Source organism: Blautia liquoris (genome assembly GCF_015159595.1).
GTDB lineage: Bacteria > Bacillota > Clostridia > Lachnospirales > Lachnospiraceae > Novisyntrophococcus > Novisyntrophococcus liquoris.
Map to the genome: position 1 here is coordinate 1,099,007 of NZ_CP063304.1, position 12,289 is coordinate 1,111,295.

Sequence of the window (12,289 nt, forward strand, 5' to 3'; positions counted from 1 at the left end):
TTTTCTTTTTTACCCCTTTACTTCGAATTTGTATCCGATTCCCCACACGGTACTGATCGCCCAACTTTTGTGATCTTTGATCTTTTCTCTGAGACGCTTAATATGTACGTCCACGGTCCGCGTGTCCCCGATGTACTCATATCCCCAGATGTGGTCGAGAAGCTGTTCTCTGGTGAACACCTGATTAGGGGAGGAAGCCAGAAAATAAAGCAGTTCCAGCTCTTTGGGCGGCATTTCAACAGTCTCTCCTTTATAAATAACGGAATAGTTGGTGAGATTGATGATCAGGTCGGGATATTCCACGCATTTTCCATTCGTCTGAGAGACAGACATAGGGATGGAAGAGGGCTGGAAACGGCGGAGAACTGCTTTAACTCTTGCCACCAGCTCTTTTGCATCGAAAGGCTTCATGATGTAGTCATCAGCACCAAGCTCCAGGCCCAGTACCTTGTCGAAGATCTCACCTTTTGCGGAGAGCATGATGATTGGTACATTCGAATTCTGCCGAATTTCCCTGCAGACCTGATAGCCGTCCATGCCGGGAAGCATCAGATCAAGCAGGATCAGATTCGGGTGAAAAAGCTCGTTCTCTTTGATGGCGCCCTCCCCGTCATATACGATTTTACATTCATAACATTCCTTTGTCAGATAAAGCGATATAAGCTCTGCGATATTGGCATCATCATCGACGATCAATATTTTCTGTTTCAGTGCCATCAGATCTACTCCTCCTTAAATCAAATTACAATTCTGATAACCTTTTGACCCTGGTATCATTTAAAAGATGTTGGGGTCAAAAGTAATTTGACCCCTATGATACACGGATTACTCCGCACTTTGTGCTCACGTAATCCTACAAACATTCGAAATACACCCTAATCGGGTTGCTTTCTCATGTTTGTTCGGGTCCCAAGGTCATGCTTTTTCATGCAAGCATGAAACGCAGGACCTTTTGACCCTGGTATCATTTAAAATTTACGATGGTAACCCCGGCATCTCCTTCGCCGTATTCTGCCAGGTGAAAATCAGCGACATGTCTCTGACGACGCAGATAGTTGTGAATTCCTTTTCTCAAGGCACCTGTTCCCTTGCCGTGTACGACGCGGACGGTCTTAAGATGTGAGAGATAGGCATCATCCAGATATTTATCAAGTTCTGCAATAGCCTCGTCCACGGTTTTTCCGAGAAGTTTGATCTCCGGGGAAATGCTTGCCGATTTGGATATTCGGATCTTGCCGGATCCCGTTTTTTGCATAGAAGGCGTCTGGATCTCAGTCTCATCAATTCGCTGCAGATCGGATATATGCACTTTGGAGCGCATAATCCCCATCTGAACAAAGAGGAATCCTTTGTTGTCCGGGTGTGAGCTGACGGTTCCATTCAGATTCAAACTGAAAACATGTACAGCATCGCCGAGGTGCAGGTCTTCAGGTTTTAGTTTCTTCTGGGATTTTGGTTTTTTCTGGAAGTCAGACTTCTTTGCTTCAGCTTCTTTCATCTTTTCTCTAAGAGCCTGACGCTGTCTTTCCATCTCGCGGACATCAATGTGGTCACGACCGAACTTTTGAAAATCCCGCATCGTCTTGTCTGCATATTCCTTGGCATCCCGCAAGATTTTCTCCGCCTCGGCAGCGGCTTCTTTTACCATCTTGTCTTTTCGCTGATCCATCTGATCCTGCTTTTTTGCCAACTTTGCTTTCAGATCTTTGATCTGATCCTTGTAGGCATCCAGATCCGCACGTTCCTTTTCAATTGTCTTGCGGCTTTCCTCAAGGGATGAGATCACATCCTCGAAAGATTCCGCCTCCTTGCTGATCTGTTTTTTTGCTTCATCGATGATAAAGTTCGGAAGTCCAAGCTTTGACGAAATGGCAAATGCATTGCTTTTTCCTGGTATGCCGATCAGAAGGCGGTAGGTAGGACGCAACGTATCCACATCGAATTCGCAGCTTGCATTCTCGACACGAGGGGTGGAAAGTGCATAGACTTTCAATTCGCTGTAGTGAGTGGTCGCCATGGTGCGGATCCCCTGTGCATGAAGATAGGAGAGGATGGAGATCGCCAGGGCTGCACCCTCTGTCGGATCTGTTCCCGCTCCAAGCTCATCAAAGAGAACCAAAGAATCCGAGTTGGCCTGATCAATAAAGTTCACAACATTTGTCATATGCGATGAAAAAGTACTTAGGGACTGTTCAATGCTCTGCTCATCGCCGATATCGGCATACACTTCGCGAAATACGGCGAGTTCACAGCGGTCCAGTGCAGGAATGTGAAGCCCAGACTGACCCATCAAAGTCAAAAGACCCACAGTCTTAAGGGAGACCGTTTTGCCGCCGGTATTGGGTCCCGTGATGATCAGAAGATCGAATTCGTCACCAAGCACGACATCAATCGGAACAACCTTTTTTTTGTCAATCAGGGGATGGCGTCCTTTTCGGATCCGGATTCGTCCCTCGGTATTGAACATTGGTTCATTTGCATTCATGTCCATGGCAAGCTTTGCTCTGGCGAAGATGAAGTCCAATTCAACCAGATTCTCAAGATTGTATCGGATCGTATCAATATGCTCGGACGTTTCCTGACTAAGTCCGGCCAAGATTACCTCGATTTCGGCCTTTTCCTGTGTCTCCAGTTCGCGGATGTCGTTGTTCAGCTTAACGATGCTCATAGGCTCGATGAAAAAGGTGGAGCCTGTTGAAGACTGATCATGAACCATGCCGGGAACCTGTGCCCGGTATTCAGATTTGACTGGAACGCAATATCTGCCATTTCTCATGGTGATAACTGCGTCCTGAAGATAGGTTCGCAGAGAACCTGTGAGCAAGGAGGAGAGCTGAGTGTGAATCTTCTCTCCGGCCTGTCTCATCTGTCGGCGGATCTGCTTTAACCTGCTGCTTGCATCATCTGCAATCTCATCTTCTGAAAGAATACAGCTGCGGATCCGTGTGGAGAGCGGTTTTAACGGCTCCAACGCACAAAAAAGTGGATCGAGGACATCGTCCCCGGTATCTGCATTCTCATGGCGGCCGTAGGATTTGACACGACCGGCGTTCTCCAGCAGATCACAGATCGCAAGCAGCTCTGTGATATTCAGTGAGCTGCCGATTGTAAGCCTCGAAAGAGACGGACGGATGTCTTTTGCATTTCCAAAGGAGGGACTCCCCTTTCGAAACAGGCGCGACAGGGCGTCGTGAGTCTCTTGCTGAAGACGGCGAATCTCACTGATGTCATCGGAAGGCACAAGCTTTTGGCACAAATCCTTTCCCATGGGAGAGGAGGCGTGTGTGACAAGCATGGCAATGATTTTATCATATTCCAAAGTTTTTAATGTTTTCTTGTTCATATCTGATTCCTTATATTTGTTCTAATAATTATTTGTTTCTAATTTTCGTATAAAGGAATGCCACTAAAAAAGTGTATCCATTTTGATAGCACTGTGCTGTCATGCTGCAAGCGTATTTTACTATCACAATTATAGCATAACTAAACCTTGGTGTATACTGCTATTAAAGTTCATGGAATGTTCATAAGTCTTTGGTAAAATCATGATATTGGGTCTGAGTATCATACTCATATGTACCCTAAAGAAGAGTTTAATATGTGTAGGAGACACGGTTATGGATCATGATCAGAAGCCTTTTGATTTTCTCAAAGAAAGTATCAAGAAAAAGAAATGGAATAAGAAAGACATCCTGGCCCGAATCGCCCTGATTCTTGGGGCAGGAATACTCTTTGGGGCGGCAGCTGCCCTGATCTTTGCATGGGTGGAACCGAATGCCCAGACGGCGATTCACGGGAAGATGAGACCTCCGAAAGTGGACATTCCAAATGATGAGGATCCATCAGTGGCACCGCAGCCGGAAGATTCTTCTTCTGCCTCGAATTCCTCATCAGTATCATCCTCATCTGCTTCCTCTACGTCAGAGTCTCAGCCGACGGAAGAGGCGAAAACAGACGAAATCGGACTTGTGGAGTATAAACGGCTGTACAAGGAAATGCTTGACGTGGCCGAAAAGCCGAAACGTGCCATCGTGACAGTAATTGGCATCACAAACTGGATGGATTATTTTAATCAGAATTATGAGAACAGGCAGCAGATTTCCGGGCTTCTAGTTGCAGACAATGGACAAGATCTCTTCATACTAACGGAATATAGGGTCGTGGAGAATGTAGAGCGGATTCAGGTGACGTTCTGGGACGGTTCTGTGATCGATGCGACTTACCTGAAACATGATCCAAACACTGGGCTTTCGATCTTAAAAGTTCCAAGGTCGGAGCTTAAACAGCAGACTCGTGAGGGGATGGAAATCTCGCCGCTTGGCAATTCTTATGGTGTGTCTCAGGGTGAGCCGATTCTTGCAGTCGGAAATCCCATTGGTTACAGCGATTCTGTAGCGTATGGCATCATAACTTCTGTCACCAATAAGATTTCAACGATCGATACCGAGTATAACTTGCTGACTACTGATATTATGGGAAGTAAGGAAGGAAGCGGTGTTCTGGTGAATCTGGATGGAGAGATTGTGGGAATTATCGCACAAAGTTACAGTTCCGATGATAAAAATATCATCACAGCTCTTGCAGTGTCGCAGATCAAGCCGCTGATCGAAAAATTGTCGAATAATGAACAGCTGAACTATATCGGAATCAAGGGACAGGATGTCACGAAAGAAATTGCAGACAAGATCGGAATTCCCAAAGGAGTGCTGGTCACAACAATACAGCCGGATTCTCCGGCGATGCAGTCCGGGATCAAGGAACAGGATGTGATTGTGAAGTTTAATGACGATAAAATCACCTCACTGAAACAGTATCACGACAGCATGGATAAGTGCAAACCAGGGCAGAAGGTTGCAATAACAGCCATGAGAAGAGGGGCAGAAGGCTACGGAGAGCTCCCATTCGAGGTTACCGTGGGAGAAAATTAAGGATTCTTGAAATTTGTCACGTTTTCAGGTAAAATAATGGATACATAGGCAGTAGGAATGTCCTTATTATGCGTTTGTATATGATTGCATGGACTCTACTTAGATAGGAGAATAAGTAAAAAGATGAAATATATTCAGGAATTACATGAGGGTAACAGAATGACAGGTGTTTATCTGTGTAAACACAAACAACCAGCGGTGACGAAGAACGGGAAGTGTTACGAGAATGTAGTTCTTCAGGATAAGACAGGAACGATTGACGGCAAGATCTGGGAGCCGAATTCCAACGGGATCGGCGATTTTGATTCCTTAGATTACATCGATGTTGTAGGTGATGTGACTAGCTTTGCAGGCTCCCTGCAGGTGAGCATCAAGAGAGTGCGAAAGGTAAATGAAGGCGAGTACAATCCTGCAGATTATCTTCCGACGAGCAAATTCGACACAGAGACGATGTACCAGGAGCTATTGCAGTTTGTAAGAAGCGTAAAGAATCCTTATTACTCACAGCTGCTGTCGTATTATTTTGAAAAAGATGAGGAATTGATTAAGGCTTTCAAAGGAAGCTCTGCTGCTAAAAACGTGCATCACGGTTTTCTGGGTGGTCTTTTGCAGCATACACTTGGCGTGACCCGGCTGTGCGATTTTTATGCAAATGCATACCCGGTTTTAAGCCGGGACCTTTTGATTACTTCTGCACTATTCCACGATATCGGGAAGACAAAAGAACTTTCAGCATTTCCGGCAAATGATTATACCGATGACGGACAGCTTCTCGGTCATATTATGATAGGTGCGGAAATGATTCATGATGCGGTACTCACGATCCCTGGATTTCCGCAAAAACTTGAACTTGAGCTGAAACACTGTATTCTGGCACATCACGGAGAACTGGAATATGGTTCACCGAAGAAACCGGCTCTTCCGGAGGCACTGGCTTTGAATCTTGCGGACAATACCGATGCCAAGATGGAGACGATGTCTGAGATCGTCGAAAAAGCGGGAGACAACAGGGGATGGCTCGGTTATAACCGTTTCTTCGAATCAAATATAAGAAAATCCTCTGAGTGCTAGAGATTGAGGTGTGCGATGAATCACAGAAAAAATGATGTTTTGACCCTGAAAATTGAGGATATGGGAAATGATGGGGAAGGGATCGGAAAGGCAGATGGCTACACGCTGTTTGTCAAAGACGCAGTGATTGGTGACGAAGTTGAGGTCAAGATCATGAAGGCGAAGAAACACTATGGTTATGCTCATCTGGAGAAGGTGGTTACTCCTTCGCCTTACCGGGTGGAGCCGCTTTGCCCCATCGCAAGACCATGTGGTGGATGTCAGCTTCAGGCCATGTCCTACGAAGAGCAGCTTCGTTTCAAGCAGAACAAAGTTCTTAATAACCTGACCAGAATCGGAGGATTTCCGGAATCAGATATCCCGATAGAACCCATTTTGGGAATGGATGAGCCCTTTTATTATAGGAACAAAGCTGTATTTCCGATACGGGCAGACAAAGACGGAAATCTGATTACAGGTTTTTACGCAGGACGGACACACAACATTATCAATAATCGCAGATGTTATCTGGGCGTCAAAGAAAATGAACAGGTGCTTGACATTGTCATAGCCTGGATGGAGAGAAATCATATCACGGCATATGATGAAGCAGCCGGAAATGGTCTTGTGCGCCATATCCTGATTCGCTATGGATTTTCGACGAAGGAAGTGATGGTGTGTCTCGTCATCAATGGAAAGAATCTTTCGAGAACGGAAGACTTGATAGAAGATCTGCGGGAAATTCCCGGGATGACAAGCATCACGACCTGCACGAATACGAAGCAGACGAATGTCATCATGGGTGATAAGATCGATCTGCTGTGGGGACAGACCTACATTACTGATTATATTGGCAAAATCCAGTTTCAGATCTCCCCGTTGTCCTTTTATCAGGTAAATCCGGCCCAGACAAAAGTTCTCTATGAAACGGCACTCGAATATGCAGATCTGCATGGAGACGAGACCGTCTGGGATCTGTACTGCGGGATCGGAACGATATCGCTCTTTCTTGCGCAGAAAGCAAAACAAGTGTACGGTGTGGAAATCGTACCGGAGGCCATCAAAGACGCTAGACATAACGCCAAATTAAATAAAATCGAAAATGCGAAGTTTTTCACAGGCAGGGCAGAAGATGTGCTGCCGGATAAGTATGAAAAGGAACAGATCCATGCAGACGTCATCGTCGTGGATCCGCCGAGAAAAGGCTGCGAAGAGAGTGTACTCGACACCATGATACAGATGCAGCCGGAGAAAATTGTGTATGTAAGCTGCGATTCGGCGACCCTGGCAAGGGATCTGAAGTATCTGTGCAGACACGGGTATGAGATGAAGAGAGTCAGGGGTGTGGATCAGTTTTCGCAGACGGTGCACGTTGAGACTGCCTGCCTTCTGGTGCGGAAACCTTGATTCTACGGGCGTTTGCCCCGCCCGGAAGAACGGTAATCACGGCCGAATCCACCGCCCTGATTTGCAGGGCAAACCCTCGCTTTTTTCCCTGTTTCACTCTGTTCGTGAATCTGTTTTTACACAAAATTTTCCGGCGCACCGCAAAAATCAGAGTAGAATTCATTTATTTGCGTCCAAATCCTAAGTTTGCCATCATTAACTGTACATCGTTATAGTCGCTAAAGATACTCTTGCCTGTATCTAGCGCAGCAATGGCTGCAGCAGGTCTTGCCGGATTAACAACAGACTTTACACTTTACTTTGCATAAATTTTATACCTCTTGAAAGAATTGCTCCGATGTATGATAGCAGAAACCAAAATCCGAATTATGCAGGACTGACTATTTTTGCTTCATATATGCAATGTATTGATCACCCCACTCCTCTAAAGCCTTTAACACAGGAGAAAATTTTGCTCCGATCTCACTAAGTGAGTATTCTACTTTGGGGGGTATTTGAGCATATTCTGTACGGACGATTAGTCCCTCATTTTCAAGGGCTTTTAGTTGCCTGGATAAAGTGGTGTGCGTCATTTCTTCTGGCATTTGTCGTTGAAGTTCATTGAACCGAATGGTTCCTGCCTGCTCCAGTAGATAAATAATGTACATGGACCATTTTCCAGTCAACACTTTTTGCGATGTAACATAGGGGCATTTACCAAATAAATGTTTCTTTTCCATAGCGCTCTCCTTTTCTCAAGAACAGTATCAGTAAAAATACTGGTATCAATAAATATCGTACTTGCGAAATTGCTCTTACAATATATAATATACTCATAGGCAAAAATTATCAAGAAGAGAAGGAGTAATCATGATGAATGAAGTATTAGAATTTTTAAGAGACAGTGGAACATTTTATTTAGCAACTAATGAAGATGGACAGCCTCGAGTTAGACCGTTTGGTGCGGTTGCAGAGTTTGAAGGGAAGCTGTATTTTGTAACGAATAATCAGAAAAATGTATATCATCAGATGAAGAATAATGCGAATGTTGAAATCTGCGGTATGAGTAAAGGGAAATGGATCCGTGTAGCTGGCAATGTGGAAGAAGATACCCGCAGAGAAGCAAGAGTAGCGATGATGGATCAAAATACTGCTGCTTTATCGAGTATGTATACAGTAGATGATAATTTAATGACAGTATTTTGTTTTACAAGCGGTATTGCAACGATATCATCGTTCACAGAAGAACCAAAAACAATATCACTATAAGGAAATTCCCAGTTTGCCTAAAACAAAATAATGGAAGTTAGAAGATAACAGCCCATGATTCGAATGCCGAGTCATGGGATTTTTTGTCCTCAGAGACAGTAATAACTGAAATAATCGTTGTCATTATCAACCATACGGTTTATAATGACCCGTAGGGTATTTTAAGGTAAAATAAATACAACATAGTTATTATTTAATAGCAGTAGAAAGGGGATCAAGTTGAGAGTGAAGAAAAGCAAAATTTTTATTGTCCTTTTGGCTGTCGGGATCATTGTGTTCGGAACGATTCAGTTGGGGATTTTTAAAGTAAACAATGCAAGGGAAGAGAAATATACAAAAAATCAATCTGACGCTTCTACGCACGATATTACAGCGATTGAAGATTATCGAACCAGTTATATGGGCGATGCCACTAATGTTACAAAATTATTTAGCGTGTTACCTCTAAATGATTTGCCAAAGACATTTGAAATTAATTCTGATACCCGTTCATTGACCGTAAACTATTCAGATAGCATTGGAGTTGTAGGGGAAGAAAGAATCAAAAAAAATATGGTTTATAATTCTATTGCAGCTATGTCTGCAATAGATAATTTGTCGGAGATAACATACAATTTTTCTGACAATAGCTATTTTTTTGACAGAGGGAAAATTAAAAGAATTTTAGGAAACCCATTGTCGGAACTTCTTGATAAAGAAATTTGGGATAATCAGGTTCAAAGCAAATTAAATTCAAATGACTTTATCAGACAGTTTTTTGATTAGGCAGAAAAGATATGCCATTCATACTACTATGATGCTGAAAAATTAGGAGATAGTATTTGCAATAAAAGCATATGTTTGTCTATTGAATTATTTATTTTTTGCTATATAATATATTATATAAAACAATTGTCGTAAGTACAAGATCATTTATATAATTGAAGCAACAGAACTTAATAAAATCAAGAGGTTTCAGCATTTGACAAATGCCTGATTAATACCTTATTAAGGGAGGAAAAAGATATGGCAAGGAAAATTGGATTTATTGTTGGGAGTTTAAGAAAAGACTCATACAACAAAAAAATAGCAAAAAAATTTGCAACTTTATTGCCAGATGGATTTGAGGCAGTATTTCTTGAAATTGGGGAATTGCCTCTTTACAATGAAGATTTAGATGTAGAAGGGAAAATTCCGGATGCATGGACTAAGTTTAGAGAAGCAGCGAAAACAATGGATGGAGTATTCTTTTTTACCCCTGAATACAATCGTTCTCTCCCTGCAGCTATAAAAAATGCGCTAGACGTAGGATCTCGCCCGTATGGCGAAAGTGTATGGGCTAAGAAACCAGGCTTGGTGGTTAGCGCTTCTGTAGGGCCAATTGCAGGATTTGGAGCGAACCATCATTTACGCCAGTCATTAGTATTTTTAGATGTATTGGTATTGCAACAACCCGAAGCTTATATTGGCAGTGTCCAAAATACTCTTAACGAACAAGGGGAATTTTTAGAAGATACAGTTGAGTTTTTCCAAAAAATCGTTGATGAGTATATTATTTTCTTTAATAAACTAACAGATTAGTTTAGACATATCAAAACGAATTTAGAAACAATAACATATCCCAAAATCTTACAAAAGGATTAAAGCCAGGTATATTCAGTGCATACAACTTATGTAGCAGCGAATACATCTGGCTTTTTCCAATTATATTATCAACATCCAGGTACCTGGTTTGGGGGGTGTATGCCCTTTGGATAAAGGGATAAATTCTATGTCTATCATCAGAGAGATGACAGAAAATCGGGGCCGTTGACAAGGATCGAGAAAAGAGATTATTTCAATTATTGGTTGTTTTTTTTCATCCGATTAATGGCTGTCTCTAATACTTTCTTTTGAATAAAATTAGGATGTTGTTTTGCAGCTATATGCAAACCATTGTTGAATTCGACCATCAGATGCCATTTATGACCTTCGCCAATTTCCTTTGGTGCATTTTCAGGAAGAAATACACCCAACTTTACTTTCATACCGGTTGGGGTGTTCGTCAATTGGTGCATGCCCATCATCTTCGTGTCTTGACCGTTTGAGCGAAGAAAAGTTTTTCCGGCCATCACGATATCTACATCTTTGCCAGGTTTAACCGGATAGTCTTCTTTGCTTCCTGGTTTCAAATCAAGATAGGATGGATCCTGATACATGCCAAAGGTTTCGATGATTACCTGCCGCCCTGTTTTATCAGCATCAAAATAGTAATGCTCAGGATGGATTGTAGATGGCAGATACAAATTGTTAGTCTTCATTAAACTTTGATTAAACATCAGAAATTGGATTAAAGAGATGTTTTCTGTCTCCACTTCGACATATGATTCTTGAAAATTGACTCCGGTGCGGGAAGAAGCTGCGATATCTTTCCACATCTGGTCACCTCGATCAATTTCCGGTTTGAATAGTTTCAGCGTCTTTTCTTTACCGATGTTTTCCCGGGTTTGGGCTAAAGCAACCTTAGCACTTTCAAGTGGCAGATCTAAGAGTTCCTTGAGGGATAAGGTTTTATTATTTAAGGAAATGGGAATTTCCTTTTCATCAAATATGTGGAAAACATGGTGATAACGACTGAGTTCCATTTCCAATATCTCCTTTTCAGAAATAGTACGTCCGTCGACAGTGAACTTTATTTTAAAGTCGTTCATTAGGATACCTCCATTGAAATTTATTTTGTAACTAAATTATAAGATTATACATGCAATATGACAACAACATAGAACGGCTACTTGTAGAGTAAAGCAACATCCTGTAGAATAAAGATATCTATAAAAGGAAGGCGGACATGAAAATGGCGGATTTACGATTTGAAAGAACCGAGCAAATGCTTCAACAAAGTTTTTTGAAGTTACTTGAGACAACACCCTTTCATGATATTTCTATTGCAAAGCTTGCAAAAAAGAGTTTGATTGACCGAACGACATTTTACGCTCATTACGAAAATATTTACGAATTGGCAGAAAAACTCATCGATCAGTATCTGGAGCATTTTGCAGATGCTTTTGAACAGAATATAAAAAAAAGAGAACAAGAGAAGAAATTCGACAGTTATTCTTTCTTTGATGAGGAATTGACTGCTTATTTGATTGGAAATCGAAAAAAAATCATGCTTGTCCGTGCCCTTAATTTGGGTATGAATAGTTTCGATGCGAAACTGCGCAGTCTGTTTAAGCGCGAATATGCGAAAACATTAAATGTTTCTGAAAATGCTTTCACTATTTATTTGGTTGTCAATTTGGCGATGAGCAATATTGATTTTATTTTAGAGAAGCAGCGAGTTCCATCAAAGAAAGAGCTGAAGAAGGGACTGATTAAAATCGAAGAATTTTTGTCTTGATTCTGCTGTACGCAGTATAAAAATATCCCCACAGGAAGCTGTCCTGTAGGGATATTTTAACTACTCCAGTGTACACAATTCATCTACCATAGCTTCAAATTTCTTTTTGATGGGAGGCAATGGAATCATATTTTTAAGTTCTCCAAGTGGTTTGTTCTTCATCATTCCTACAGATGGGCGGTCTAACAGGCCACCCAAATGTTTTCTTGCCACTTCTGTACCTTCTGTGGTCTCTAATACTTCTGCAAATGTGCTTTCTTCTGTGAATTTTGCCATAATGTTGTCCTCCATTTCTGAT

At 42.1% G+C, this 12,289-nt stretch carries 12 protein-coding genes; 7 read left to right on the forward strand and 5 right to left on the reverse strand.

The genetic code is table 11. The features are described from left to right. Positions 1–9: 9 nt before the first annotated feature. On the reverse strand, positions 10–717 hold the full coding sequence (locus INP51_RS04925) for a response regulator transcription factor (protein WP_193736615.1): 708 nt from the start codon (positions 715–717) through the stop codon (positions 10–12). A 247-nt stretch (positions 718–964) separates the two neighbouring features. Then, positions 965–3,343: an endonuclease MutS2 gene (locus INP51_RS04930; RefSeq protein ID WP_193736616.1), complete on the reverse strand. Its 2,379-nt coding sequence runs from the start codon at positions 3,341–3,343 to the stop codon at positions 965–967. A 274-nt stretch (positions 3,344–3,617) separates the two neighbouring features. On the opposite strand from INP51_RS04930, the gene INP51_RS04935 reads away from it, so the two are divergent. From INP51_RS04935 to rlmD, 3 genes are all read left to right on the forward strand, one after another. After that, entirely contained in the window at positions 3,618–4,928 is a 1,311-nt protein-coding gene (locus tag INP51_RS04935) for a S1C family serine protease (RefSeq protein ID WP_193736617.1), read from the forward strand. Positions 4,929–5,051: 123 nt separating this feature from the next. Beyond that, entirely contained in the window at positions 5,052–5,999 is a 948-nt protein-coding gene (locus INP51_RS04940) for a 3'-5' exoribonuclease YhaM family protein (protein WP_193736618.1), read from the forward strand. Positions 6,000–6,014: 15 nt separating this feature from the next. Next, on the forward strand, positions 6,015–7,385 hold the full coding sequence (gene rlmD, locus INP51_RS04945; protein WP_193736619.1) for a 23S rRNA (uracil(1939)-C(5))-methyltransferase RlmD: 1,371 nt from the start codon (positions 6,015–6,017) through the stop codon (positions 7,383–7,385). A 380-nt stretch (positions 7,386–7,765) separates the two neighbouring features. On the opposite strand, the gene INP51_RS04950 is transcribed toward rlmD, so the two are convergent. Beyond that, a complete protein-coding gene (locus INP51_RS04950; RefSeq protein WP_193736620.1) occupies positions 7,766–8,104 on the reverse strand; it encodes a winged helix-turn-helix transcriptional regulator in 339 nt (112 codons plus the stop codon). A 130-nt stretch (positions 8,105–8,234) separates the two neighbouring features. Here INP51_RS04950 and INP51_RS04955 point away from each other — a divergent pair, with 130 nt between their 5' ends. The 3 genes from INP51_RS04955 to INP51_RS04965 all read left to right on the forward strand — a co-directional run bounded on the left by INP51_RS04955 (position 8,235) and on the right by INP51_RS04965 (position 10,193). After that, complete coding sequence (locus tag INP51_RS04955; protein WP_331463512.1) at positions 8,235–8,633, forward strand: pyridoxamine 5'-phosphate oxidase family protein; 399 nt, start codon at positions 8,235–8,237, stop codon at positions 8,631–8,633. 225 nt (positions 8,634–8,858) lie between these two features. Further along, positions 8,859–9,398: a DUF4825 domain-containing protein gene (locus tag INP51_RS04960; RefSeq protein WP_193736621.1), complete on the forward strand. Its 540-nt coding sequence runs from the start codon at positions 8,859–8,861 to the stop codon at positions 9,396–9,398. A gap of 240 nt (positions 9,399–9,638) precedes the next feature. After that, positions 9,639–10,193 carry an NADPH-dependent FMN reductase gene (locus INP51_RS04965; protein ID WP_193736622.1) on the forward strand — a complete coding sequence of 185 codons (555 nt, stop codon included), beginning with the start codon at positions 9,639–9,641 and terminating at the stop codon, positions 10,191–10,193. 260 nt (positions 10,194–10,453) lie between these two features. On the opposite strand, the gene INP51_RS04970 is transcribed toward INP51_RS04965, so the two are convergent. Continuing rightward, complete coding sequence (locus INP51_RS04970; RefSeq protein ID WP_193736623.1) at positions 10,454–11,302, reverse strand: hypothetical protein; 849 nt, start codon at positions 11,300–11,302, stop codon at positions 10,454–10,456. Positions 11,303–11,445: 143 nt separating this feature from the next. On the opposite strand from INP51_RS04970, the gene INP51_RS04975 reads away from it, so the two are divergent. Further along, the gene (locus INP51_RS04975) at positions 11,446–11,991 is read left to right on the forward strand and encodes a TetR/AcrR family transcriptional regulator (protein WP_193736624.1); all 546 of its coding nucleotides are present in this window, start codon (positions 11,446–11,448) and stop codon (positions 11,989–11,991) included. A gap of 60 nt (positions 11,992–12,051) precedes the next feature. On the opposite strand, the gene INP51_RS04980 is transcribed toward INP51_RS04975, so the two are convergent. After that, positions 12,052–12,267, reverse strand: a complete 216-nt coding sequence (locus INP51_RS04980; RefSeq protein WP_193736625.1) for a hypothetical protein — start codon at positions 12,265–12,267, stop codon at positions 12,052–12,054. Positions 12,268–12,289 lie beyond the last annotated feature (22 nt).

Coding starts and splice junctions, on each gene's coding strand:
- INP51_RS04925 (WP_193736615.1), bottom strand. CDS start 717: ATGGCACTGAAACAGAAAATATTGATCGTCGATGATGATGCCAATATC.
- INP51_RS04930 (WP_193736616.1), bottom strand. CDS start 3,343: ATGAACAAGAAAACATTAAAAACTTTGGAATATGATAAAATCATTGCC.
- INP51_RS04935 (WP_193736617.1), top strand. CDS start 3,618: ATGGATCATGATCAGAAGCCTTTTGATTTTCTCAAAGAAAGTATCAAG.
- INP51_RS04940 (WP_193736618.1), top strand. CDS start 5,052: ATGAAATATATTCAGGAATTACATGAGGGTAACAGAATGACAGGTGTT.
- rlmD (WP_193736619.1), top strand. CDS start 6,015: ATGAATCACAGAAAAAATGATGTTTTGACCCTGAAAATTGAGGATATG.
- INP51_RS04950 (WP_193736620.1), bottom strand. CDS start 8,104: ATGGAAAAGAAACATTTATTTGGTAAATGCCCCTATGTTACATCGCAA.
- INP51_RS04955 (WP_331463512.1), top strand. CDS start 8,235: ATGATGAATGAAGTATTAGAATTTTTAAGAGACAGTGGAACATTTTAT.
- INP51_RS04965 (WP_193736622.1), top strand. CDS start 9,639: ATGGCAAGGAAAATTGGATTTATTGTTGGGAGTTTAAGAAAAGACTCA.
- INP51_RS04970 (WP_193736623.1), bottom strand. CDS start 11,302: ATGAACGACTTTAAAATAAAGTTCACTGTCGACGGACGTACTATTTCT.
- INP51_RS04975 (WP_193736624.1), top strand. CDS start 11,446: ATGGCGGATTTACGATTTGAAAGAACCGAGCAAATGCTTCAACAAAGT.
- INP51_RS04980 (WP_193736625.1), bottom strand. CDS start 12,267: ATGGCAAAATTCACAGAAGAAAGCACATTTGCAGAAGTATTAGAGACC.